This window comes from Pseudoalteromonas sp. 1CM17D (genome assembly GCF_023161805.1).
Lineage (GTDB): Bacteria > Pseudomonadota > Gammaproteobacteria > Enterobacterales > Alteromonadaceae > Pseudoalteromonas > Pseudoalteromonas atlantica.
In genome coordinates this window covers 141,962-168,756 of the sequence record NZ_JALNTP010000007.1, presented here as the reverse complement: position 1 = coordinate 168,756, position 26,795 = coordinate 141,962, and the positions used below count along the sequence as shown (strand labels likewise).

The following is a 26,795-nucleotide window of genomic DNA, read 5'->3' as shown; positions in this document are numbered from 1 at the left end:
GGATATGTTGGGTAATTAAATGAAATGGCTAAATGCTCTTTGGGCTAAGACTAAAAAAATTGCCAGTTTATATACTGGTACATTTATTTTTGTAATGTTTATTAATCAATTACTTTTTTTTGGTTTGTGTTTAAACCCAATCTGCTTGATAGCAGCCATGCCTCATGTTTTATTAATTACAGTTGTTTTAGGCACCCTAATTAATAAGCTCTCAAAAAATCCATCAGTTGATAAAGAAGCGCACAAAAATAACACGAGGTCTTCTAAAAGTATATATTCTCATACTGAAGATGGTACTAACTCTACCAAAATACCTACTTTAGATCGTTTGGTAAATTTTGCTGAATCTTTTGATGAAAAGGCAGCAAAGTTTGAGAAAGATGCTGAGGCTTATAAGAGGAGAACTAAAGGAGAGATTAATAGGTTAGAGTTAGAGGCTTTGAGGGCTAGGGCAAAGGCGTCTATAGTAAACGTACCTGAAAGCAAGAAAGAACCTAAACAGATTAGACCGCAATCTAAAAAAGATGAGTTATTTAATAAAATAGCCAGTGATGAAAATAGTCAGGATGATCATGTTGAAAGAGGTGGGGGACCAAATACTCATAGTGTTTCTACTGTTAGAAAAGAAGTAGGAGAATTAACCTATAATTTTAATGATGAGCTTCACAAGTTAAATATCTCAAAAAATGATGAGCTGTCAAAGCTTGGAAATGTAGGTGGTAAAAACAGGTTAGCTATTAATCCTCAAGGCGATTCTTCGGAACTACTTCAACAAAAAAAACACCAGAGAGTACAACTAGCTAAAAGTAAGCATTATATTAATACCAAATATAAATTAAGGCAGACAATACTAAAGCATAAAAAAAATGTTGAAGCTAAGAATGAAAAAGAGCAAGTAGCTACAGACTTACTATCTACAACAATGCTATGCAAAGCTAATGGAATAAAAAGCACATCTGATTTTTTTAAATACCTAATCGAATACGAGCTACTTTTTTTTAAAGATAAGAAATATCACTTAACTGATAAGGGAAAGCTGTTTGGTGGTAGGTATCGAACAAATGGCCAAGGTGAACGGTGGGTTGTGTGGTCATCTGATGACCTCCATACTGTGCTATGTAATTTCAAACGTCCTTTGTTTGATCGATTAAACATTAACTATTTAATGCACATTACACATACTGCCAATCTCCCGGGCATACTCTCTAAAGGCTTATTGCCTCACAATAATAAAGCACAAAAAGTTGATATCAGTAATAGTTTAGTAAATGCAAGAAGATCAAAAAAAGAGCCTATACATAAACACTCAATACATGACTACGTACCTTTTTATTTTAACGTTAGAAATGCGATGCTATTTCAGGTTCAAAAAGAGTTTGGAGCAGAAGTTATTATTTTATCTTTTTATAAGGAAGCTATAGCATCTCCCAAAACTATTTTTTCGAACGGTAATGCTTCTACCATAGCTTCTACATTTACACCATATATACATGAATTAGCGTCATTTAATTGGAGTGCAATTTTTAGTTCGAGTTGGAAGATAAATGGGGTTGTAGATTTAGACCTAAAATCAAAAATGATGAGTGAATGTTTGATTTATGAGAAGGTAGCTATTGATAAGCTTCATTGTATTTACTGTCAGGATATAGAAGTACAGCAGCGCATAATAAAAGTATGCGAAGACAAAAAAATACATATCAACGTTGCTGTTGATCCCATGCTTTTTTTCTAATAGTAAAAAACATAAAAAATTAAGGCCATAAAATATGGGTGTTGAAGTAATAAATGGAAATATATTCAATTCTAAATGCAGTTACCTAGTAAATCCCGTTAACTGTGACGGCGTTATGGGGGCGGGGTTAGCCTTAGAGTTTAAATTACGTTATCCAGACATGTTCATAAAGTACGAGGCTCTATGTGATGCAAAAAAACTAGATGTAGGGCTCCTTTGGATATATAAATCAGAGCTAAAATCGATTCTGAATTTTCCGACTAAGTTGAGCTGGAAATACCCGTCAAAAGAGTCATACCTTCACCAAGGCCTTAAAAAATTTGTAGATACCTATCAAAGTAGAAATATAGAATCGATAGCTTTTCCTATTTTAGGCGGGGGGCGAGGTGGGATAGATAGTGAAGTTAGCCTTACTATTATGCAGTCATACCTATCAGAGCTTAATATTGATATCGAAATTTATGACTATTCAGTAACGGCTAATGATGATTTGTATGTTGAATTCGCTCAAAAAATAATGCCTTTATCGAGTGAGCAAATATCTGCTGAGAGTGGAGTAAAAATTATCTATATTGAAAGAATTTTAGAAGCAATTAAGGAAGGCCGTATATATCAGTTGAATCAGCTTTTATCGATACAAGGCGTTGGGATCAAAACAGTTGAAAAAATATTTGCATACAGTCAAAAGCTAGATGTGTGTGTTAAGCAAAATGATTTATTTTCTTAAGAGTTAACTAAAAGAGAAGCTAAAAGCTTCTCTTTTATGCCACAATTTTTAAGCTGCAATGTAACTTATTGGATTTATGCAAATTATGGAAAGTCCAAATAAAGGCATAAATTTAATCAAGAATTAGAATGCTATTTTGTAGTAAACTCTACCAATAAACCAAAAGTACGAAAGCATAGTTTTACTTTTAGTACCCACATTAGTACCCACGGCCTAAGGCCTGAAATTAAAGGTCATATAAATCAAATGAGTAGATCAGGAATACAGTGGTTCCCTGGGCACATGAATAAAGCCCGTAATGAGATTAAAGAAATAATGCCGCAAATGGATGTGATCATTGAAGTGCTTGATGCACGCATTCCTTACAGTAGTGAAAACCCGATGGTAACCACGCTTCGTGAAGGCAAGCCGGTCATCAAAATTTTAAATAAGGCTGATTTAGCCGACCCTAAAATGACCCAAGCGTGGAAAGACTATTTTGAGCAAGAAAGTGGCGTTAAAGCGATTGCGTTTGGTCATGATAAAGCTGCTGAGGTGCACCGCATTAATGAGCTGTGTAAAAAATTGGTGCCACACAAAGTAGGTGCTGATAAGCAAATTAAAGCCATGATCATGGGTATTCCAAATGTGGGTAAATCGACATTAATTAATGTACTAGCCGGTCGTATAGTGGCAAAAACAGGAAATGAACCTGCGGTTACCAAGGCGCAGCAGCGCATTAAGCTTGAAGACGGCATTATGCTTTACGATACGCCAGGCATGCTTTGGCCAAAAGTAGAAAACGAGAACTCGGGTTATCGTTTAGGTGCCACCGGTGCAATACGTGATACAGCGCTTGAATACGAAGATGTGGCAAGCTATACGGCAGAATATTTATTGAAAGCCTATCCTGAACTTTTAAAAGCACGCTACAAAATTGATGAATTGCCAGAAAGTGATTGGGAATTTGTTGAAATGGCGGGTAAAAAGCGCGGCTGCATTCGTGGTGGTAACCAAATAGACACTTACAAAATGTCTGAAATACTCATAAATGAACTTCGTGATGGCATTATTGGCCGCATCACCATGGAAACCCCTGCCATGCGTGAAGAAGAAGAAATAATGGTTGCCGGTCTTCGCGCCGCGGCAGAAGCTAAAAAAGCCGCTAAAGAAGAAGAGAAAAAACAGCGCCGTGCACGTGCACGCAAAAACCGCCGTTAATGGATTAATTTATGTGAGCATGTTGCTCACTAAATTACAGACATAAAAAAAGCCCGTAAGGGCTTTTTTAGTTTCATATCTACCGTCACCGATATGAGCAATGTAGCAAGTAAAATAGTAGGGCGGTTACTCATCATCAACATCAAGGGGCGTTGCGGTTCATAACAAGTAACCATAGCTGTTTACGTGCGCCACACGTTGTTTCAGGGTCGAGAAACAAATTAGTTCATTCCGTCACAAGAGGGTATGCATTCCCGCCTTGTTGATATTGATTATCAGTTAGATCTAATAAACTGTCAACACCCAAATGCAAATAATTCTTATTTTATTTCGTGCGTTTTTTATTCTCTCTTTAATGCGGGTTGGTCTGTGTTACATAAATTGAAAGCTTTTGATGGGGTAAAAATCTAACTATCATAAGCAAATATTGACTAGAAATTGAAATTTGTATTAAAAGAAAGTAACTATTTAAAAATGAAATAACACTCAAAAAAATAGGGCCGAGTTTTGCTAAGAAATGATTAGTCTAATAGTTTAGGAGAAGGTTACATTACTCGCTCCATGCGACTAGGTTTGACATACAAAGGCTCGTTAAACTTTAATTAGTGACGAAATAATTAATAAAAGAGTAGTTAAATTATTCTTGATAGCCTACTTACTAAAATTCAATTGTAAGTTTTGCGCTATAGTTTGCTTATGTACAAGATGATTATTTTTAATAATAAAGCATTAACCGCTATCAGTTGGCGTGATCTCATATTGTTTTAATTTGTTTAATCGGTATACTAAATTTTCTAATTTAAGGGATCTCATGTCTAGAAAACAAACAATCAACATTCTTAAGAGTAATCTTCTTACCTTCCCAAGTTAAGCCGAGCGTACCCATTACGCTCGGCAGAAATTCTATTTCTCAATTTAAATATTTCAGTATTTGGTAAATCTTTTCGTAGATTTGCAGCGACTTTCGCCATTTTGCTTTTATCACCAGCTTAGTGTCATTTTGCATATCTAAATATTCAATATAAAACCAAACCTGACATTTTATCGGCTAATAAACGTTTGTTCTGAATTTTATAAGTAAGCTAAAAAGCTCAAAACTTGTAGAAGTTCTTTGCCGTGGAAAATAGAGAAATCACCACTTTTATCTTTTGCATTTTTTGATGCTATGGATATGAATAAATGAAAATTGGCCTCACTAAACTTTGAGCGCTAACAATAAAAACCTGTTTTACGAAGGAGGTAGTGACTATTTTAGATAAGACTTTTTATAGATTGAATATTTTTAGTGATTCAAAAGAAACACATCCCACGTAACTTTTATAGATAGATGAAAAATGGAAAATAAACCTGAAATTTTTATTTCACTTACAGATCTTGCTGAAATTGAAAATCAGCTTGAAAGTAAAAAATTACCTATTGAAATAGCTAATGCTTTAGAAGATGAGATTGTGCGAGCAACAATTCTTCCTAATAAAGAAATGCCAAACGATGTAGTTGCTTTGGGCAGCAAGGCTGTCTTTAAGGTAATTGAAACAAATCGCTCTTTTACAAAAACTTTATGTTTACCAAAAGATATAAATAAATATGAAGATGGAATCTCCATATTTGCACCTATAGGCTCGGCAATTATAGGTCTAAGCACTGGACAGAAAATACAATGGAAAGTTCAAGGGGTAATGCAAACAGTGGAAGTTATTGAAGTAAAAACAAATTAATTAGCATGACTTAAGCGCAGAGTATAACTGCGCTTTTAATAATAAGGAGTTAACGGAATGACATATATACAGGATACAATTTCACAATTAAAGCTTAGCAGCCCCGCCCAATCTGAATTTTATCAAGCTGTTGAAGAAGTCTTAACTACATTGTCACCACTTTTAGAGAAGAATGACACATATAAAGCTCAATCTATCATTCAACGAATTATAGAACCAGAACGCCAGATTTTTTTTAAAGTTCCTTGGGTCGATGACATGGGCAAAATTCAAGTTAACAAAGGCTACAGAGTAGAGTTTAATTCTGCATTGGGCCCCTATAAAGGGGGATTGAGATTCCACCCTTCGGTTAATGCCAGTGTAATTAAGTTTTTAGGCTTCGAGCAAATTTTTAAAAATGCACTAACAGGCCTACCTCTAGGAGGCGCTAAAGGGGGTGCAAACTTTGATCCAAAAGGAAAATCTGATGGCGAAATTATGCGCTTTTGCCAATCATACATAAATGAGCTTTATCGTCATTTGGGCCCTGTGGTTGACGTTCCTGCAGGGGATATTGGTGTTGGGGCCAGAGAAATAGGTTATATGTTTGGCCAATATAAACGGCTAACAGGTCGTTATGAAGGTGTATTTACAGGTAAAGGTCTAGCCTGGGGTGGCTCATTGGTTAGAAAAGAAGCTACAGGATATGGAACTGTTTACTTTGCTGATTTTATGCTTAACGAACGAGGCGACACACTACTTAACAAAAAGTGTTTGGTTTCTGGCGCAGGAAATGTGGCTATATATGCTATAGAAAAGCTATATCAACTTGGTGCTTTACCTATTACCTGTAGCGATTCAACGGGCACTATCTACCATAGTAAAGGTATTGATTTAAAGTTGCTTAAGAGAATAAAAGAAGTTCAAAGATTAAGCCTTATACAATACCTTGAAACATACCCCGATGCTGAATTCACGCCCACATCGGATTATCCAAAGAATGGCCATGCTGTATGGCGCTACACTGCAGATGCAGCTTTCCCTTGTGCAACTCAGAATGAATTAACTGAAAATGATGCTCAACTACTTTTAGAAAATGGTTGTAAGTTAGTAAGTGAAGGAGCAAATATGCCAACAAGTCGCGCAGCGGTTAGCCTGTTTATAGAAGCAGGTATTGCTTATGCTCCGGCTAAAGCTTCAAATGCGGGAGGGGTTGCAACTAGTCAGCTAGAAATGGCTCAGAATGCAAGTATGCAATCATGGACTTTTAAATCAGTTGATGATCAGCTTAAACAAATTATGAAAGGCATATTTATAAGAAGTAACGAGGCGAGTAAAGAGTTTGGTATGCAAGGTAATTTAGTTTTAGGCGCTAACATTGCAGGATTTAGAAGAGTTGCAGATGCAATGATTGAGCAAGGAGTAGTCTAAAAATTATTAATGCTAGGTTTATTGTACGGGTCCATCACTGGCTCCGTACGTCTAAACCAATTTTTTAGAATACTTATATGTAAATAAATGATCTAATTAGGAGTATTGAGTGATAGAAGCAATCCTTGCGTTGGTATTAAGCACGATCGTTTTAATTGGGTCACCTGGTCCTACCCCATTAGCTTTAGCTGCGGCAGGAGCAACATTTGGAATAAAGAAAGGATTACCATTTTATTTTGGAAATTTAATAGGTTTAATATTAGTTCTCGCTTTCGCATCATTTGGTGTAGTAACCCTTTTTGACAAATTTCCGAGTCTGGAGAGCACTTTACAGCTTCTAGGCGGCATCTACATTTGCTATTTGGCTCTTAAGATAGCTACCTCACCTATTATTGCTAATCAACAATTACATAACCATGTGCCTAAATTTAGAGACGGCCTTATATTAAGCATGTTGAACCCTAAAGCTTATGCAGCATTTTTAGCTATAGTTTCTCAATTTCTATTACCTATAACACCAGCGTTTTTGGGAATTATTGTAACAGCACTAATATGTTTGATATTTACAGCGATGATCGATTTTGGTTGGCTTTGGTTAGGCACATTAATAACTCCTGTTATGAATAACCCTATCCAAGGGCGTATATTACGTATTTTATTTTCTGTATTGATGGTATTTGCTGTATTGTGGGTTTTTACTGTATAGAATAACTATAAAACTCGGGGTTATATACCCCGAGTTTGCGACTTTTAAGAGAGTTTATCGATTAACTTATTTTAATTTTAATTTCTCCTCTTTATCTCTTCTTTTTTCTTTAAGTGTTTTTTTTAGGTTGCTTTTTAGCTTTTTCTTTACTCACAATAAATAACTCCAATAAAATATATAAAAATAAAAAACTGAAATGATTTATTCTATATTTTCTCCTTAATATTAATTGCTATAATTTTCCAAAGGGTACTTACTTCACCTTCAGTGCACTCTATTATATGGTTTATTTTATGTCCTAAAAGTGCAACTCCAAGTTGTGAACTAAAGGACACTGCATTTGGACTTGTTTCTTTTTCAAATGGTGAAACCAAATTAATACGGCGTCTATCACCTGTGGCAATATTCCATATAACTACTTCACTATCAATTTGGACATGTGGATTAAATTTAGATAAAGGACGCTGAGAAAATTCTATTTCTTGTAATAAATACAACAACTTTAATGGCTGCATTAACGTTGACACTTTATTAAATTCACTTTTCAATAAATAAGGTTTCTTATAATCTTTTACAAAAGGAAACATGGGTGAGCCCTTAATCAGATTAAGTAAAGTTAAAATATAAATACAATAAAACTGCCGAGTGCAGGGGTTGCACTCGGCTTAAATGCCGAAGGTGAGATTCGTTTTATGAAAAAAACTATACTTTAATGACATGACTTCCTCTTTTATTTAAAACAATCATATGGTTTATAAATATTAAGTCAACCGTCATTTTTGATATTTAACCTTTCACTTATGGCGGTTTAATTTTATTTAATTTTCAATACAATAACTCACCAGTTAAACCTTGGTGTTTAATTAAATATCAAGTCACTACCTTAAAAATATAACATCTGCTATTTTTAATTTAATGCATGAAGAAAATTAAAATAATAAACAACTTTTTGTATCAAAAATTAAGAAAGTAAAAAATGGAACTCATTAATTATGTGGATTATTTTTGCATTGCTTGCGACATTCTTTTTTGGTTTACGGGGCATTTTGTATCAATGGACATCTCAGAAAAATCTAAATCGGGATCTTCTCTTATTTGGTGTGTTTTTTACTGGCTTTATAATTAGCATCTTGGGGGTTCTACTATTTAACCAGCACTGGTATGGATGGTCAGATATTGCGGTTGGCTTAGGGCTTGGGATTGGTTCTTTTGCGGCTAATGCATGTCTGCACAAAGGTTTTTCTGAAGGAAAGGCTTCACTGATTAGTGTGCTCTCAGGACTGACACCTTTATTTGTATTAATGTTTGCATTTTTATTGTGGAAGGAAACCTTAACGGGCATTCAATTGTTAGGCTTCTTTATTATTTTTTGTGGACTTTGCCTCATTAGATATTCGTCAGATATTTCCATTGATAATTTAAAAGGTGCTCAGTGGGGCTTACTTGCTGCACTGTTTTTTGCTTTCAATGATTTAATGGGTAAGCAATCAACACTTATTGGCGCAGATATACTTGCAACGTTAACTTCTATGTTTGGCTTTGGCAGTATGCTTTTTGCTGTTAGTTGGTTAGCAAAACGAAAAAGAAATCATTTATATAATACATCTGCAGCGGCTACTTGGTCCGAAGTAAAGACTTTCTCTTACGGGTTATTAATAGGACTAGCAAATGTGACGGGAATGATAGCGATAATCTCTGCATTCGCTATTGGCAATACAGGGTTAGTCTCTGCTATTTCAGGGATGAATATTTTAATTATTTTACTCTACTCTCGACTTGTTCTAAAAGAAACATTCAGCCGTCAGGAAGTTTGGGGCTTATCAGCTGCTTTTATAGGCGTAATCTTACTTAGGCTTAGTTGAGATTAATATACAACCCTACACTACAGTATTTACTGAAAATACTGTAGTGTATACTCAATTAATAACCTCACGCGTTTAGGTATCTGGCTCCTATTAAGGTATAGCATAGAAAAAGATTGCGCTTCACTTTGCCATTCGGGGAGAACTTGCTCAAGCTCTCCAGCCTCAATTAATGGATGTGCAACGTAATCAGGTATGTAACCTATACCTATATCCGACTCAATAGCTACCCTCAACATTTCAATTTCATCAACTTCAAACCTAACTTGCTTAATGGGCTGGTAGCTATATTTCTCATTCGTAAGTTTATTTTTTAATTCCCAAGGAGTTAGGCCTAAACAAATAATCTTATCGTGTTCATCTAATTGCTTGGGATGTGTTAGTAAACGATTTGAATTCTTTGGATGTGAGCATAAGATATTGTGTGTGGGCTTAAGCTCTCTACTTATCCAATTATCTAGCGTCGAGTTTCTTGCTCTAAAAGCAATATCAATCCCTTCTTCTTCGAGATCGAGCTGCGTATTAGTGAGGCGTAAGTCTAATTTAATCTCAGGGTATTGCTTTAAAAAACCACAAAAAATTGGGCTTAAAAAGTGTTTACCTAAAAATATTGGTGCTGTGATCCTAATTAGCCCTTCGGGCTTATGCTTTTGATCTGAAAGTTCTTGCTCTATACAAGCTACGTCATCGAACAATTTACCGTAACGTTCGTAATATAGCTCACCAATATTAGTAAGTGTTATTCTTCGTGAGTCTCTATTTAATAAAGTTAATTGAAGGTTTTGCTCTAAAAAACGTATTTTACGACTCAAGGTAGATAACGACACACCTAGGCTTTCAGATGCTTTTTTATAACTACCTAACTTTACTACAGTACAAAAGTACCTTAAATCATCCAAAGAGTAATTGAACATAGTCCTAGTCGCTTATATTAGTAGTGCATTACTTCATAGGTTGACGTTAAGCAGCGAACTAATTGTTAGTAGCTTTAATCATTCTTATGTGAGATTAGTTCATTAATCTGCGTTCAAGTAAGTCTGAATACCTTACCCTCAAGCTGTAACATATCAACTACTTCAAAATAAGCATCCTTACAAAGAAATCAAATAACTTACTAACTACGTAAACATATGGGTACTACAATAAAATTAAATTGTTTAATAGCTATAAGCTAGGAGTTTATATTATACAGGCATTAATACTACCTCTTTCATTCTATTTAAAAGAACTATTGGTTCGTATCTTACTAATTTTCAACCAAGTAGAATGCTTTAAAATAGGTCTCAATGAATTCACTACTTGCTGCTAGTATATCTTTAGGTTTTTCGGGGGCGGGCAAAGTAGCAATCGATAACCTTATTAATGACAAGCTTTCATAACAGCTAATCCAGATTTAGCAATTGTAGCGACAAAGGTAGAACTAGTGATATCCCATAACTATAAAGTATGGGGTATCACTATTTAAGTTGTTGTAAAATAAATTATCCAGCTTTAACTAAGCGTTTTATAAATAAAATGCTCTCATGCTGCCCTAAACCAAGTACGGTTGAATCAAAGCTAACCCTACACCGTTGTGCTTCAACCACTTTTTAAACTTCAAGTAACCAAACTCACTAGTTTATTAAAACTCAGCGATAAATCTTCAGTAGCTATGTTTACAATTACAGTCGGCGTCTAATACCAATCCGCAATAATACTTAATCATTTTTAAGGGTTAAACGTGTCGCTATCTGCGTTAAAAAATTCTCATTGATAGATAAAATAAACAGGAGCGGGTTTGATTTGCTAAAATCAGAAATCGGCGAATGTTGTTTATGAGAAAGGTATTTTTTGATTTAAGGAAAAATAATTAAATAGCCGCTGTTAGATGATATATGGAAAGCTTTTGAATGTGTTTAATTAGAAATAACACGTTGTTGGCAGAATAGAGCGGCGGCAACATTGTGCATCATGAAGGTAGTTACAAAAAATAATTAAGTAACTAAGGAACTGTAGATAAAAAGAATAAAATATAACATTTTTAATAGGTTACATATTGGCCAGTGCTATTTAGCCTGTGCTGAATGTAAATCTTAAAAAATTTTATTGAATTGATTGCATTTTAAGCGACTTGCATGGTGATGTTCGCTTTAAGTAATGCTATACTCCCGCCGAATAATTTATCGACTTTATTAAGAGTAAAATAATGGCAGATTTATCGAAGTACAGAAACATTGGTATTTTCGCGCACGTTGATGCGGGTAAAACCACGACTACTGAGCGTATCCTGAAGCTTACAGGTACTATCCATAAAAGCGGTGAGACACATGATGGTGAATCGACTACTGACTTCATGGAGCAAGAAGCTGAGCGCGGTATTACTATCCAGTCTGCGGCAGTAAGCTGTTTCTGGAAAGATCACCGTTTCAACGTTATCGATACTCCTGGACACGTTGACTTCACCGTTGAAGTTTACCGTTCACTTAAAGTATTAGACGGCGGTGTTGGTGTATTCTGTGGTTCTGGTGGTGTTGAGCCACAATCAGAAACTAACTGGCGTTATGCTAACGAATCAGGTGTTGCACGTATTATCTTCGTAAACAAATTAGACCGTATGGGTGCTGATTTTTACCGTGTAAATGAGCAAGTACGTAAAGTACTTGGTGCTGTTCCACTAGTTATGACTCTACCAATCGGTATCGAAGACGATTTCGTTGGTGTTGTAGACGTACTAGAGAAAAAAGCATACGTTTGGGATGAAACTGGTCTTCCTGAAAACTACGAAATTCAAGACGTTCCTGCCGATATGGTAGACAAAGTTGAAGAATACCACGAGATGCTTATCGAAACTGCTGTTGAGCAAGACGATGACCTAATGGAAGCGTACATGGAAGGTGAAGTACCTTCTATTGAAGATATCAAACGTTGTATCCGTAAAGGTACTCGTGATCTTGCTTTCTTCCCTACATACTGTGGTTCTGCATTCAAAAACAAAGGTGTTCAACTAGTTCTTGACGCTGTTGTTGATTACTTACCATCTCCTACAGAAGTTGATCCTCAACCTCTAATGGATGAAGAAGGTAACGAAACAGGTGAGCATGCAATCGTATCTGCTGATGAAACGTTTAAAGCATTAGCATTTAAGATCATGGATGACCGTTTTGGTGCATTAACTTTCGTACGTATTTACTCTGGTAAACTTAACAAGGGTGACACTATCCTTAACTCGTTTACTGGTAAAACAGAGCGTGTTGGCCGTATGGTTGAGATGCAAGCTGATGATCGTAAAGAGTTAACTTCAGCACAAGCTGGTGACATCATTGCAATCGTAGGTATGAAAAACGTTCAAACAGGTCACACTCTTTGTGATCCGAAAGACAAAGTAACATTAGAGCCAATGGTATTCCCAACGCCAGTAATCTCGATTGCAGTACAGCCTAAAGATAAAGGCGGTAATGAGAAAATGGGTGTTGCTATCGGTAAAATGGTTGCAGAAGATCCGTCTTTCCAAGTTGAGACTGATGAAGATTCAGGCGAAACTATCCTTAAAGGTATGGGTGAGCTTCACTTAGATATCAAAGTAGATATCCTTAAGCGTACTTACGGCGTAGACCTTGTTGTTGGTCAACCACAGGTTGCTTACCGCGAAACTATCACTCGTGAAATCGAAGATAGTTACACGCATAAGAAACAATCTGGTGGTTCTGGTCAGTTCGGTAAAATTGATTACCGTATTAAGCCAGGTGAAGTGGGTTCTGGCTTTACTTTCTCTTCATCAGTTGTTGGTGGTAACGTACCTAAAGAATTCTGGCCTGCAGTTGAGAAAGGCTTTAAGTCAATGATGGGTGAAGGTGTTCTAGCTGGCTTCCCTGTACTTGACGTTGAAGTAGAGCTTTTCGACGGTGGCTTCCACGCGGTGGATTCATCTGCAATCGCATTCGAAATCGCTGCTAAAGGCGCTTTCCGTCAGTCTATCCCTAAAGCGGGTGCACAGCTTCTTGAGCCAATCATGAAAGTTGACGTGTTCACTCCAGAAGATCACGTGGGTGACGTAATCGGTGACCTTAACCGTCGTCGTGGTATGCTAAGCAACCAAGAAGCTGGTTTAACAGGCGTTCGTATTAAAGCAGACGTTCCGTTATCAGAAATGTTCGGTTACATCGGTTCACTACGTACAATGACATCTGGTCGTGGTCAGTTCTCTATGGAGTTCTCACACTACGCACCATGTCCACAAAACGTTGCTGACACTGTAATCGCTGCAGAAAAAGAGAAAAATGCAGCTAAGTAATTAGCTCTGTAACTCTTTAAAAAAACCCGCACATGTTGCGGGTTTTTTATTGCCTAAAGTTATAGTTTTTTAGTATTGGGTCTAGCTTAATTAATAATTCTATAAGATTAGTAAATGAAGTGCCTTATTTATTAACTTATTATGCACAAACGTAAATTGTTGTAATTAAAGTAGTATTTTTTATTGGTTATTACTTGTTGTATTTATTTAGACTTATTGCCGTGTGCAAGTGTCTAATGTAGAATACCGGCACTTTTAGATGAGTAATCTAAAAGTTGATAAGGAAGTCTCAGAAGAAGAGGCGTTTACTATATTTCATTTTATATAAGACGTAAATTCATGAACTCGATTAAACTTACCCCTAACTGGCCGCTGCAATTTACAAAGTGTGCTGTGGTACTCGTACTTTTGTTTGTTATAAAAAGCGTGTTTGCGATTACTCTAAAAGCGGCTTTTCTATTATTATTACCGTTAATAGGAGTAATAATAATCTTTAATTTTATCCACCTTCGATTCTTACACTGTTACCAAGCAGGTATAAACTATACGCGCTTTATGCGCGAACAATATATAAATAGCGAAGAAATAAAGTCTATTTCATTTAAATCATTATTTATTAGTACCATATTTAAGGTTGAGCTAGAAAATGGTAAAAGTTACCACTTTTACAATTGGCGATTATCAGCAGATGAAAAAGCGAATATAGCTAGGTTATATGAAAATAAGGTAGATTGTAAAGTCCACTATAATAGCTCATGCAGAGCGTGATGTTAAACTGTGTATAATTGGCGTTTTATAAATAAAAAGGAGCGTTCATGCTCCTTTTATATTTAATACGAGTACATTGCGCTAATTAAACTTTTTAATCGCTTTAGCTCTTAGCGCTTTCATCTTTGGCTGGCGAGGCTTATTAAAGCTTTGTATTGGCATAACCACTAAATGCTCTTTTGGCAGGGCTGGCACCGTTTTAGGGTATTGCCCAGGCTCTGGTACCGAAATCTCTTTTAAATGTACTTTAAGGTTGTTTAGCATAGGGTCGTTATCAACTTCGCTAGGGCAAATAAATATTCCCATTTTACGCAGTTGCACACCTAACTTAATGCTACTGGTGTAGCGTATTATTGGCGCTCCAAGTAATAGACCGAGTAATATAGGCGATAACCACCAAAAGAACACTGGCGTAAAGTAATAGGCTGTAGCACCCCATACTATGGCAACCAAGGTAGAAAATAGTGTGTAATTAAACGCCTCTTTCCACGGTACCATGCGGCCTTCGCGCGGTTGTGCATCCCACTTAACTTTTTTACCTAAAAATACACACACTACAAAGTAAGCATGAAACACCATCATAAGTGGTGCCACAATAATGGCAAATACAGTCTCTATTATTGAGCCTAGTATTAATTTAAACGAGCCGCCAAAGCGCTTATTTCTGTGCACTAGCGTGACAATTACACCCATTAATTTAGGCACCAATAATATAATAATGGTTAAATAAAGTAGTGAATCAATTAGGTCTGTTTTAGCTATTTGCCACGTTGGGAATAACTGATAAACCCGATTAAAGTACACATCGCTATTTAATGCACGTGTTACCGCATCTATGGTGCTTAGTGCCAGCATAGATAACCAAATAAGCGATGAAATATAAGCGGTTGCGCCTAATAAAAAGTGAAACTTACTCATTAACTTTAATTTAGACGAGCCTAATAAACCAAGATGCTGAATGTTACCTTGAACCCAACGTCTGTCGCGTATGGCATAATCTAAAATGTTACTTGGTACTTCTTCGTAGCTACCTTCAATATCGCTAAGTAATAGAACATCCCAGCCTGCACTGTGCAGTAGTGAAGCTTCTACAAAGTCATGACTTAAAATTTCGCCACCAAAGGGGGCGTTGCCTTCAAGCGTAGGTAAACCACAATAGTTAATAAATGCTTCAACGCGAATAATGGCATTGTGGCCCCAATAATTAGCTTTGTCGGTTTGCCAAAAAGCAGACCCCGTTGCCAGCATTGGGCTGTAAAGCACAGAGGCAAATTGTAAAAAACGACCAAAGTAGGTGTCTTGACGAACTGGAATAGGGATAGTTTGAATTAAACCAGCTTGCGGGTTGTTGATCATGCTTGTGGTCAGCTCTAGCATACATTTACCCGTCATTACGCTGTCGGCATCAAGTACAATCATGTGATCGTATTGGCTGCCCCAGCGCTCGCAAAAGTCGGTTAAGTTACCTACTTTACGGTGTTTATTATCTTCGCGGCGACGATAGAAAACCTGTTTTGCATTATCGCCTAAACGCTCACATAAAGCATGCCATGCGCTTAGCTCGTTTTGTGCTATTTCAGGGTCTTGCGTGTCGCTAAGTAAATAAAAGTCAAAATTGGCAAGTTGCCCTGTCTCTTTTAGCGATTGTAAGCTCACTTCAAAGCCGGCAATAACACGGTGCGTGTCTTCGTTATAAATAGGCATAACTACCGCGGTTTTTTGCTGTGCAAGCGCGGTATTGTCAAACTCAATAGGCTTAATGCGTCTTAGGGTGAGCGGGTCAATACGAAATAATTGCAGTACAAATCCTATCGTGCCGCTACAAAATGCCGTAACAATCCATGCAAAGGTTATTGAAAATAAAACCAATAGCGCATATTCAAGCAAGGTCATTCCGTTTGAGCTTAAAATTTCAAACATAATGGAGATGCCGTACCCTGAAACAGTGAGTGCAGCAATAGCAAACAACCATACGCGCAGTGTTTTGAATGGCATTGGTGTGCCCTTTCCTTTATTACTTGATGTCATTTGGGTACCAAACATAGCTCCATACCTCACTAATTTCTTTATCACGAAGTTTTAACGATAAACGCATATCTACGGGTTGATCGTCCTGTGGTGCAATTTTAAACGCTACTCGCCAACCAAGAGATTTAGGAAGTTTTTGCACTGTTACATCTCTTACTTCACCTGTTGTAAGCTGAATGTCGGCTTCAAGTGTTAGCTTTTCAGACAGGTTGTTTAAATCGGGGCCTGCAAAGTCGACGGTAAACTGGCGATGGCTTTGCGGTGGTGGATTATCTTCACCTGGCAGCGCTGCGCTACCAATACGTGTGCGTGTTACACGCGCCTTTTGGTGTTGAGTTAAATGGGCGTTAAAGGTGCTCATTTTGTAGCTTAGCTTTAATGAATCACCAGCTTTCATTGGCTTTTCAGGCACCCAGTAACTCACTATATTGTCGTTCGTTTCTGTATCTGTTGGTATTTCTACTAGCTCAACTCGGCCATTTCCCCATTCACCTTTTGGCTCTATCCACAGGCTTGGACGGTCGTGGTAGTGCGCTTCAGTATCTAGGTAATTGTTAAAGTCACGGTCACGCTGTGCTAAACCAAACCCCTTAGGGTTGGTGTACGAAAACGAGGTAACGCTTAACTGTGTTGGGTTGTTAAGCGGGCGCCATACCCATTTGTTATCAGCTGACTGTGTTAACAAGCCGTCTGAATCATGCACTTCTGGGCGGTAGTCATCAAAAAACTTAGTGCTGTTTTCACCGTGGTAAAACATACTTGTTAAAGGGGCTACGCCTAGCTTTTTAATATCTTTACGGGCAAAAATTTGCATATCAACATCAACTAACATGCTGGTTGTTGGGTCAATATCAAATTTGTAAGCGCCTGATACCGAAGGGCTATCAAGCAATGCAAAAATAGTGATGTTAGTTTGCTCAGCCTGGGGCTTAACAAGCCAAAACTCTTTAAACATAGGGAACTCTTCACCCGATGTTTCGGCGGTATCGATTGCTAATCCGCGTGCTGATAAACCATATACTTGATTAGGACCAACAACTCTAAAATAAGAGGCCCCTTGAAACACCATTACCTCATCTTTGTATTCGTTTGTGTTAATTGGGTAATGTAAGCGAAAGCCTGCATGGCCTAGTTGCGTGCCGGCTACGCTTTTTGCTATTTCGTCTTTTAAAGGGGCGGCTGTGCCATCGTATTGATAAAAATCAGTACTAAAAGGTAGGCGATTACGTTTTGAGTCGCCTTCTACGGTATTAATTGTTACCGGAGTTTTATATAAAAAACCAGGGTGAAAGAGTTGTAGCTCATACAGGCCTTCATCTTTCCACACTGATTTGTCCTGCTTAAATCGAATTGAGCGGTAATCTTGGTAATCAATATTATTTAATGCTTCTAGCTCTATATTTTTTGGAGGTGCATATTCTTGTTCGGCTAGTTTTTTAGCGCGGGCGCTTATTACTTCAAATAGGCTTTCTTGCGGAATTGCTGCATCAACACTTGCTGCTATTGCCTGCGTGCTATAGCCCCAGCCAGAAAAAATAAAAAGTAGACCCAATAATGGCGTTGCTTTTTTCTGCCAAGTAGGAGGTGTTTGGGTTAATTGTTTCATTTCCATTCCTTTATAAAAACACGACTTATTTTTACGCTTAGGGTTTGTTACTTAACTACTACACAAGGGTGACGAACTTATAGTGCAACTTTTAATCCGTAAATAAAGTGTTTACATTTCAACAGTTAAATTTATTAAAAAGGGTTTTAACTACGGCTTATGTGTAAAAAATACTCATTTAATGTATTTGTTGCGCGGCTAATTCTATTAATAGTTAATAAACGGTATGGAAGATATTAAGGGTTGTTTACTGAAGCTTGTCTGAATTACATTTTTATAAGCATAAAAAAAGCCGCAAAAATGCGGCTTTAAAACAAATCACTCGTTATTTTTTCTTAAACCTGCGCACTAATGAAAGTGGCGCTAATAAAAGAGATAACCAAAGCAATGAGCCTGAGTCGTTATCGTCATCACCACGTAGGTTGTTTACTCTTACTACAACCGTTTGTGCTTCAGATACGTTACCTACACTATCCTCTGCTTGTACTGTAAGGGTAATACGATTTTCAAACTCGTAATCTACTTCGCTTGCAACAATTAACTGACCTTGCTCGTTAATTGATACAGAATCGTTACCTGATACGATAAATTTAACCACAGGTGATACATCAGCGTTAGGGTCACTAAAATCAAGTGTGCCAATCACAGTGCCTACAGCGCTGTTTTCATCTACTGTGAATATTTGATCAGGTGCAATTACCGGTGTTTGCTCTTCAGGGGTAAGTACTACTTCAGATTTTATATCAACAATAACTGGGTCGTGATCAGATGCACGGTATGGGCCTTCTGCGTATAGCGTAGATTGATGACCTTCGCTCTTAAACTCTAGGTTGTAATCAAGCACGATAGGTTCATCAGCATTGATATGCCAATCATTTGCTGCAACAACTTTGCTTAGTAAAGACTCGGTTGCTAAAGCATGGTCAAGGCTACCTGCACGGCCAGAGAAGCTATAAGAGTAGCTTAGTGTATCGCCATCAAGCTCTGCGACTACGTTTTTATAGCCTTTTTCATCAAACTTACGGATTGGATCTTCCATTGCATAAGCGTTCATATCACCAACAAGAATGATATCTTCGTCATCTACGCCAGTAGGTTTGTTGTCTAACCAATCAGTAAACGCATCAGCAGCTTCGGTACGAATTTCATTCCAACAGCCTTGGCCATCACCTAGGTCGTCGTTGTTATCATCACCACAGCTACCTTTAGATTTAAGGTGGGCTACAGAAACAGTAAATACTTCATCTGTTGAAAGTGACTTAAAGCTTTGTGCAATTGGTGCACGGTTGCTGTAATCAAACGGGTAATCAGTAGTAATAGCGGCTGTGCCTACTTCTTCTATTTTATCTGCGCGGTAAATAAGGGCTGTGGTGATTTCGTCGGTACCAATTTGGGCTACGTTAAAATCTACAAACGCGTAGTTGTTAGCGCTGTCAGCATCGTTTAATGCATTTACTAAACTTGCTATAGCACTGAACTCACCAAAGCCATCATTTTCAATTTCCATTAAGCCAACAACATCAGCTTGCATTGCACTAATAGCACTTACAAGTTTTGCTTCTTGACGTACAAACTCTTCTTCTGAGTCTGCACCACGGCTAGTAGGGAAACCACCGCCTTGGCCATCTCCGTTAAAGTAGTTAAGTACGTTAAAGCTGGCGATTCGTAAATCGGCTTCTTCACTTTGCTCAGGCGCATCTTCACGCGCATTAGTCGCTATAAACTGTGGTGTAACTGTTGGGTGAATGCGATACGTGCTAAAGCTGTATGTAACTACCCCTGTTACCGCATTTACAGTATCGCCGGTACGTAGAGTATTTTCTGCCGATAGGCCTGGCGCTGGGTAAGCCGATGGATCTGAGTTTTGAGCTGTAGAGCCATCATCTAATAAGATTTTTTTAGTCAAGTTAGCCGCTTCAACAGCATTGGCTGCATCACCTGGCAATGCAACTTGAGTGCCTTGGTATAAACGCTCAGTGGCTAGTTCTACTTCACCATAGCGACCTAAGCCGTAGTTGTTAGTAACTACAAGTGTTTGATCTAGGCTTACTAGCATACCTTCATAAGCTTCTAGGTCAGCTTGGCTCTCTAAAGGTAAACTTATTGAGGTTGCAGAGGCCACTTCGTCAGTACCACATACTGCAATTTGTGTTACATCTGCAAGTTGTGTTGAATCATAGTATTCATCAACTGTGCCCTGTACGCGCACGTGGTCACCTACATTTACATCGGTATCAGTAAAGTAAACAAACAAACCTTCAGAGGTCATTGGATCGTTATCTACATCTGCAGCAAGCGAGGTCACAAAGAAACCATCTAAGCCATCTTCACCTTGAAAATCGGCAGTGACAACACCTTCAATTTCAACAAGGGTATCTACTAACGGGCTTGCTTCACCAGAACCTTGCACAGCGCTAATTAGCGTTTTATCTGCGCCACATACAAGCGGTTCTAATGGTTCTGGCTCAGGGTCTGGCGCAGGAGCCGTACCACCATCGCCAGCATGCGAGCCTAAGCCGTCAAAGGTGTCAATATCAAACTGTTCCCATTCATCGCTAGGATTAAAAGTTGCAGTTGAGTCAGTTCGACCCGTTGTGATGCTATTTTTTCTTCGTAAGGTTTTATTTTGAGTTTGTACGGTATCATCAGACCAAAAAGAGCCAGGATCAACACCCACTTGGCCAAAGCTATCAACTACCACACCATCTTTAGTTAAAACAAGGGCATCGTCACCATTGTAGTAAGTTACTGTGCTGGTTTCATCTGCAATATCAAGAATGGCAGCGGCTGCACTAGGGTTTGAAATTATATAGGTGGTATTGGCAGCCAATGTGCCTGATAAATCAATTGAGTTACCTACCGAACTACTACCATTTGAATAAAGTCCTAAGGTATAACCTTCAAGAGAAAGCTCTGTATCAGCATTGTTATAAAGCTCAATCGCTTTATTGTTGCTGCTGCCTTCGATGTATTCAGAAATGATTAGATCGGCGGAGGCTGGTGCACTGAGGCTTGCTAATACAAGCGCCAGTGGCGTTATTTTCGTTTTTAACATTTTTTATTATTCCCGTGTATTTAAATCCCAAAATGGGACACCAGTTTAGGCAATCTAAATGACAAAAAGAATACAAATATGTTAATGATTGTAAAAAAATTAAGGCGGCGTACCGCCTTTGATAACATGTTTACTTATTTTGCAGCCATTGCGCGGCCTGCTTGGCAAAATACGTTAAAATACCATCCGCTCCGGCGCGTTTAAATGCCAGTAAAGATTCCATAATTGTGGCCTCTTCACTCAACCAGCCGTTATCGATTGCCGCTTTGTGCATTGCATATTCACCACTGACCTGATATGCGAAAGTAGGTACACCAAACTCATCTTTAACACGACGAACAATATCAAGGTACGGCATACCGGGTTTCACCATCACCATGTCGGCGCCTTCTTGTAAATCAAGTGCCACTTCACGAATTGCCTCATCAGAGTTGGCAGGATCCATTTGATACGTTTTTTTGTCGGCCCCTTTCAAGTTACCTGCAGAGCCAACAGCGTCTCTAAACGGCCCGTAATAGCTAGAGGCATATTTAGCTGAGTAAGCCATTATGCGTGTGTGAATATGTCCATCTGCTTCAAGTGCTTCGCGAATAGCACCAATACGGCCATCCATCATGTCAGAGGGTGCAACCACATCTGCGCCTGCCTCGGCGTGCGAAAGCGCCTGCTTAACAAGAATTTCAGTGGTTATGTCATTAATTACATAACCTTCATCATCAATAATGCCGTCTTGGCCATGAGTAGTAAATGGGTCAAGGGCTACATCGGTAATAACCCCAAGCTCAGGAAAAGCTTCTTTTAAAGCACGAACTGTGCGTTGTGCTAAGCCATCTTCACTGTAGGCTTCTTCGGCCATCAAAGACTTTTTGTCAGCAGGGGTTACCGGAAAAATAGCGACGGCAGGTACACCTAAATCTACAAGCTCTTTAGCTTCTTCAAGCAATAAATCAATTGATAAACGCTCAATTCCTGGCATTGATTCAATTGCTTCGCGGCGGTTTTTACCTTCAAGTACAAATACCGGAAAAATTAAATCGTTTACCGATAGTTGGTTTTCGGCCATAAGACGGCGAGAAAAATCACTGCGGCGCATTCTACGCATGCGGGTATATGGGAAAAGGTCGAGTCCTGATTGGGCCATGTTACTAAGCTCCTACTGTGGAATTGGAAAACTAATTACTTGATTTCGGCCATGTTGTTTAGCGAAATAGAGCGCTTTATCTGCGTCGTCTGTAAATAGCTCAGGGTTACTAATATCGTTTACTACAGCGCTGTTTACGCCAGCACTAATGGTTACTTTTACGGATGTTCCGGCTACGTTTACGGTATTACTCTCTACGGCTTGGCGAATTTTTTCAGCAATATCAACAGCCCCCTCTTTTGGAGTGTTAGGTAGCAAAACAACAAACTCTTCGCCGCCGTAGCGAGCCACTTCATCCAACGGGCGTTTTAAATGCTGTTTTATAATGTCGGCTACAGCGCGTATTACTTGGTCGCCGGTTAAGTGCCCGTAGTTATCATTTACGCGTTTAAACCGGTCTATATCGAGCATAATCATACTCAAAGGCGTTTGTTCACGCCGAGAGCGACGCAGTTCCATCACTAATTTTTTATCAAAAAAGCGACGATTTTTAACGCCACTCAGCGCGTCTTCCATATTAAGTAGCTCAAGCTCGCGGTTTTTATCTTCTAGTTCACGCAAAGTGACTTGTAACTCAAAGGTGCGCTCATCAACTAACGACTCTAATTCTTTTTGTGTTTGGGCTTGCAGCGCGAGTCGCTCATTTAATAGTGTATCTTGGGCTGCATTTTCAGCAATCAAGGTTTGTTGAGCAATAACTTGTTCATCACGCTCTAAAATAAAGCGCTTCATAACGCCATAACATAGGCAAAATGTACTACCAAAAAAGCATATAAAAACAAAAGCTAAGCTACTTCTACCTAAAGGATATAAGCCAAATACAGCAATAATAAGGTACACCATAACAAGTAAAAATAGCATGAGTGCAATTAGCAGTGCTTGAATTGGTTTTGAAGGCGCGCTTTGCTGGCAGATGTAGGCGCTTACCAAGCAATAAACAATAACAATCGGGCTCGCCAGTAAGCTAAATGGGGTAAACACTGTGCTAGGTAAAGCCCACATAAACAGCAGGCTAATTGCGTAAATATTAGCAACAATGGTTTGCCATTTTAGTAGTTTAGAGGCTTTAGGTTGGCACAGTTGTTTTTGTAGCGGCACAAAAGCAAGCGTAGTGAGCATTAGTAAAACAGGTATCATTACTTGCTGTAATGAAGGCGAATTTGGATGAAAATAACGAGCGCCAAAACCGCATAAATAAGCCAGTAGCACACCTAAGGTCAGCGTAATAATGCCTGCATAAGCAAAATACAACTTGCGCGAAAACCCATACAAAACCAAGCAACTTATGGCCAATGAAAATAAAAAACCAATGAGTAAGCCATAAATTAAATTAAGTTTACCTTTATGTGCTAGGTAGGCATCTGGTTGCCATAAAGTCAGCGGGATGCGTAGCCCAGCACTGTTGTTAACCTTCATTATTACGGTGCTAATACTATTTGCCGGCAGCCTCAAGGTTGCTAATAAAGATTCGCTTTTTATTAGCCGTGATGAGAGCTTAAAGTTATCGCCAGTTTGCATGTGTGAGAGCAGTGCTGAATTATAAAAATGAAAAATTTGCGCTTCATTTAACAGCGGGTTATCGAGCGATAAAATAGGGCTTATATTGTTATTTAAGGTGTTTTTAACTGTAAACTTGACCCATACAGGGCGTTGTTCAAACCCTAAATTTAATGGCTTATCACTTACTGTTTGCCAGTCGTTAACCTCATGGTAGGCATTGTTTGCTGTGGTGGGCGTAAACGAATAGCTCAGGGTGTCTATTTTTATTGCTTTAAAATTTTCAGAAATTACGGGGTTTGCAACACTGCAAAATGAACAAAGGAGCATAAATAGGCTAAATAGCGCCTTTGGGCTTGTCATTAGCGACCTGCTATATCAAATAAGCTATAAAAGTTAGCCGTACTATGGGTGGCAATAGTACTTGGTTCAACGTTATAAAGCTTAGCGAGTGTTTCACACACATAGCTAAGATAAGCGGGCTCATTTTTACGTGATTTTGGTTTAGGGCTTATTGTGCGTGGAATTAAAAAAGGCGCATCGGTTTCTATTAATAACCGCTCAAGCGGGATACTTGGCACCAATTGTTGCAATGCTTTACCGCGGCGCTCGTCACACACCCACCCAGTAATGCCAATATAAAGGCCTAATTCTAAATAGTCTTTAAGTGCTTGGGCATTGCCTGTAAAGCAATGCAGCACGCCACGTACGTTATAGTTAGCCAAAATATCTAGCATATCTTCGCTTGCGTCACGTTCGTGTAAATAAACAGGTAGGTTTAGTTTTTCAGCTAACGCTAACTGGCGTTTTAATACGCTGCGCTGAATATCGCGAGGAGAAAAATCGCGATTATAATCAAGCCCACACTCACCAATGGCCACAACGCAATCGTTACTAGCAAGCTGCGTTAAAGTGGTTTCAAGTTCATCGGTGGCGTCTTTAGCGTCATGTGGATGCACGCCAGCAGTAGAAAACTGATTATATTGTTTTGCTAATGTAAGCGATTGTTCGCTACTAGGCACATCGCAGCCGATCAGTAACATAGCTTGCACGCCCGCGGCATTTGCGCGGGCAATAATGGCCTGATGCTCACCTTCAAACTGGTGATTGGTTAAATTAACGCCGGCATCAACTAACGTGTAGGTCATTACTGAGTGCGCTTCACACGGATTGAGCGGTTTTGACCATCTTTACGAAGTAAAAAAGAATTAAATACACCGCGGCTAATAACCACTGTGTCTGACTCTTTTAATTTAAGGCTGTCAGAGCCAATTTGACGCCATTGCTGATCGTTATCAAGGGTAATAATGAGCTCGCCATAAGGAGCTTTTCTAACTGATGATACTGACGCTGTGATATTTTCGTCTTTATCTTTAGTGATCTCTTTATGCTCAAGGCCAAAATCATCTGCTTTAGCAGCAGGCGCCGCTTTAGAAACAGCTGCAACAGGTGCACTTACGTTTGGCGATACATTGGTTACGGCTTTTGGTGGGGTAAGGGTTTTTTTCTCACTAGGTTTAGTAAGCGGTTTACCTGCCACTGTGTTGTCATAACATAGTAAACGGTTAAAGTCGTTTTCAATAAAGCTACATGCTTGCAAAGCTTGCACGTTAATTTCTTGCGCTGCAAACGTCGGTGCGCTTAGTAAAACCAGTAGTGAGAGTAGTTGTTTTTTCATTTTATTCCTCAGATTCCTGTTGTTCTTTAGCGCTATAAAATTTCGCTAAAATTAACCCTAGCTCAAATAAAAGCAGCATAGGAAGTGCTAATAGTGTTTGTGATAACACATCGGGCGGTGTTAAAAACATCGCCACAACAAATACACCAACCACAATATAAGGGCGTTTTTGCTTTAAACTCTGCGTGGTTGTAGCGCCACTCCAACATAGCAACATTATGGCTACGGGTATTTCAAACGCCACACCAAATGCAAAAAATAGCTTAAGTACAAATCCTAAATAGCTACTAATATCCGGTGCTAGGGTCATCATTTGCGGCCCTACACTAGTAAAAAAGCCTAATATAATAGGGAGCACTATAAAGTAGCAAAAAGCGATACCGCCATAAAATAGCAAAATACTCGAGGCCAAAATTGGCATTAGCATGCGTTTTTCGTGTTGGTATAAGCCAGGTGCTATAAATCCCCAAATTTGATGCAATATCCACGGAATAGCGCCAAACAAAGCAACAAATAGCGTTAGTTTAAACGGTGCAAAAAACGGTGCCGTAACATCGGTAGCTATCATAGTGGCAGTGCTTGGCAAATGTGCGACTAAAGGGGCGGCTACAAACTCATATATATCATTGGCAAAATACACTAGGCCAATAAATATCACTAAAATACTAAAAAGTGATTTAATAAGCCGATCGCGCAGCTCAATTAAGTGAGCGACGAACCCTGATTTAGCTTGTTCAGACATTATTTTTTATACCACGTAATAAGTTGACCACAAATAGGGGAATTAATTTCACTTTTTTTCATCGAGTTGTTCGTTAGATGACGTGCTTGAAGTGTTTTTATAGCTATGAGTAACCGACTGCGCTGCTTTTTGCAGTTCATCAACCGATTGTTGTAGCTCAGGGCTTAAATCTTTAAGCTCTTGTTGCTCTGCTTTTTTTAGGTTTTCGTGAAGCTCGTGTATGCGTAGCTCTTCACTCACTTCTGCTTTAACTGAGTTGGCCATCGACTTAACGGTTTTTACCCAGCGCATTACGGTGCGAATGGCAACCGGTAACCGCTCAGGGCCAAGTACCACTAGGCCAACAATAAAAACAACAACGAGCTCCCACATTCCCATATTGCTTAAACCTTAGTATCGTCTTTGGTTTTTTCAGTGCTTTGTGTCTGTGTTGGCGCTGCTTTTTGAGACTCTTGGATTTGCTCAGCTTTTTCGCTTTCAGTCTCTTTAGTTTGGTCATCAGACATGGCTTTTTTAAACCCTTTTACTGCACCGCCTAAATCACCACCCATGCCGCGTAGTTTTTTAGTACCAAAAAGAAGTACGATAATCGCTAAAACAATCAATAATTGCCAAATACTAATGCCACCTAAACCCATGGTTATCTCCAACTGATAAA

Annotated in this window: 20 protein-coding genes; 8 read left to right on the top strand and 12 right to left on the bottom strand. The window is 38.6% G+C overall.

Annotated features, from left to right (window positions below):
- Positions 1-19: 19 nt before the first annotated feature.
- From MSC25_RS13650 to MSC25_RS13625, 6 genes are all read left to right on the top strand, one after another.
- Positions 20-1,732 (top strand): DUF4433 domain-containing protein, encoded by a 1,713-nt coding sequence (locus MSC25_RS13650; RefSeq protein WP_248443743.1) that lies wholly within the window; start codon positions 20-22, stop codon positions 1,730-1,732.
- A 34-nt stretch (positions 1,733-1,766) separates the two neighbouring features.
- The gene (locus MSC25_RS13645; RefSeq protein WP_248443742.1) at positions 1,767-2,459 is read left to right on the top strand and encodes a macro domain-containing protein; all 693 of its coding nucleotides are present in this window, start codon (positions 1,767-1,769) and stop codon (positions 2,457-2,459) included.
- A 246-nt stretch (positions 2,460-2,705) separates the two neighbouring features.
- Positions 2,706-3,659, top strand: coding sequence for a ribosome biogenesis GTPase YlqF (ylqF, locus tag MSC25_RS13640; RefSeq protein ID WP_248443741.1), 954 nt, complete (start codon positions 2,706-2,708; stop codon positions 3,657-3,659).
- Positions 3,660-4,993: 1,334 nt separating this feature from the next.
- Complete coding sequence (locus tag MSC25_RS13635) at positions 4,994-5,374, top strand: GreA/GreB family elongation factor (protein ID WP_248443740.1); 381 nt, start codon at positions 4,994-4,996, stop codon at positions 5,372-5,374.
- A gap of 57 nt (positions 5,375-5,431) precedes the next feature.
- Positions 5,432-6,784: an NADP-specific glutamate dehydrogenase gene (gdhA, locus tag MSC25_RS13630; protein ID WP_248443739.1), complete on the top strand. Its 1,353-nt coding sequence runs from the start codon at positions 5,432-5,434 to the stop codon at positions 6,782-6,784.
- Positions 6,785-6,893: 109 nt separating this feature from the next.
- The gene (locus MSC25_RS13625) at positions 6,894-7,490 is read left to right on the top strand and encodes a LysE family translocator (RefSeq protein WP_248443738.1); all 597 of its coding nucleotides are present in this window, start codon (positions 6,894-6,896) and stop codon (positions 7,488-7,490) included.
- Between the two features lie 206 nt (positions 7,491-7,696).
- Here MSC25_RS13625 and MSC25_RS13620 read toward each other — a convergent pair whose 3' ends face one another.
- The gene (locus tag MSC25_RS13620) at positions 7,697-8,077 is read right to left on the bottom strand and encodes a GreA/GreB family elongation factor (protein WP_248443737.1); all 381 of its coding nucleotides are present in this window, start codon (positions 8,075-8,077) and stop codon (positions 7,697-7,699) included.
- A gap of 405 nt (positions 8,078-8,482) precedes the next feature.
- On the opposite strand from MSC25_RS13620, the gene MSC25_RS13615 reads away from it, so the two are divergent.
- Positions 8,483-9,352: a DMT family transporter gene (locus MSC25_RS13615; RefSeq protein WP_248443735.1), complete on the top strand. Its 870-nt coding sequence runs from the start codon at positions 8,483-8,485 to the stop codon at positions 9,350-9,352.
- A 29-nt stretch (positions 9,353-9,381) separates the two neighbouring features.
- Here the strand turns inward: MSC25_RS13615 and MSC25_RS13610 are convergent, their stop codons facing one another.
- Positions 9,382-10,266, bottom strand: coding sequence for a LysR family transcriptional regulator (locus tag MSC25_RS13610; protein WP_248443733.1), 885 nt, complete (start codon positions 10,264-10,266; stop codon positions 9,382-9,384).
- A gap of 1,271 nt (positions 10,267-11,537) precedes the next feature.
- Here MSC25_RS13610 and fusA point away from each other — a divergent pair.
- Positions 11,538-13,622: an elongation factor G gene (gene fusA, locus MSC25_RS13605; RefSeq protein WP_248443731.1), complete on the top strand. Its 2,085-nt coding sequence runs from the start codon at positions 11,538-11,540 to the stop codon at positions 13,620-13,622.
- A gap of 849 nt (positions 13,623-14,471) precedes the next feature.
- On the opposite strand, the gene mdoH is transcribed toward fusA, so the two are convergent.
- The 10 genes from mdoH to tatA all read right to left on the bottom strand — a co-directional run bounded on the left by mdoH (position 14,472) and on the right by tatA (position 26,775).
- On the bottom strand, positions 14,472-16,433 hold the full coding sequence (gene mdoH / locus MSC25_RS13600; RefSeq protein WP_248443730.1) for a glucans biosynthesis glucosyltransferase MdoH: 1,962 nt from the start codon (positions 16,431-16,433) through the stop codon (positions 14,472-14,474).
- Positions 16,405-18,024 carry a glucan biosynthesis protein G gene (locus tag MSC25_RS13595; protein WP_054983610.1) on the bottom strand — a complete coding sequence of 540 codons (1,620 nt, stop codon included), beginning with the start codon at positions 18,022-18,024 and terminating at the stop codon, positions 16,405-16,407. The genes mdoH and MSC25_RS13595 overlap by 29 nt, the downstream gene beginning before the upstream one ends.
- A gap of 325 nt (positions 18,025-18,349) precedes the next feature.
- A complete protein-coding gene (locus MSC25_RS13590; protein WP_248443728.1) occupies positions 18,350-21,079 on the bottom strand; it encodes an ExeM/NucH family extracellular endonuclease in 2,730 nt (909 codons plus the stop codon).
- A gap of 130 nt (positions 21,080-21,209) precedes the next feature.
- Complete coding sequence (gene hemB / locus MSC25_RS13585) at positions 21,210-22,220, bottom strand: porphobilinogen synthase (RefSeq protein ID WP_029772896.1); 1,011 nt, start codon at positions 22,218-22,220, stop codon at positions 21,210-21,212.
- A 12-nt stretch (positions 22,221-22,232) separates the two neighbouring features.
- Positions 22,233-24,080 carry a diguanylate cyclase gene (locus MSC25_RS13580; protein WP_248443726.1) on the bottom strand — a complete coding sequence of 616 codons (1,848 nt, stop codon included), beginning with the start codon at positions 24,078-24,080 and terminating at the stop codon, positions 22,233-22,235.
- Positions 24,080-24,865, bottom strand: a complete 786-nt coding sequence (locus MSC25_RS13575) for a TatD family hydrolase (RefSeq protein WP_248443724.1) — start codon at positions 24,863-24,865, stop codon at positions 24,080-24,082. Before MSC25_RS13575 ends, MSC25_RS13580 begins: the two co-directional genes overlap by 1 nt.
- Positions 24,865-25,395, bottom strand: coding sequence for a hypothetical protein (locus MSC25_RS13570; protein WP_096042484.1), 531 nt, complete (start codon positions 25,393-25,395; stop codon positions 24,865-24,867). Before MSC25_RS13570 ends, MSC25_RS13575 begins: the two co-directional genes overlap by 1 nt.
- Before the next feature lies 1 nt (position 25,396).
- Positions 25,397-26,137: a twin-arginine translocase subunit TatC gene (gene tatC, locus MSC25_RS13565; protein WP_004587473.1), complete on the bottom strand. Its 741-nt coding sequence runs from the start codon at positions 26,135-26,137 to the stop codon at positions 25,397-25,399.
- 48 nt (positions 26,138-26,185) lie between these two features.
- Positions 26,186-26,515: a Sec-independent protein translocase protein TatB gene (gene tatB / locus MSC25_RS13560; protein ID WP_004587474.1), complete on the bottom strand. Its 330-nt coding sequence runs from the start codon at positions 26,513-26,515 to the stop codon at positions 26,186-26,188.
- A 5-nt stretch (positions 26,516-26,520) separates the two neighbouring features.
- Positions 26,521-26,775 (bottom strand): Sec-independent protein translocase subunit TatA, encoded by a 255-nt coding sequence (gene tatA, locus MSC25_RS13555; protein ID WP_004587475.1) that lies wholly within the window; start codon positions 26,773-26,775, stop codon positions 26,521-26,523.
- Between the last annotated feature and the right edge of the window lie 20 nt (positions 26,776-26,795).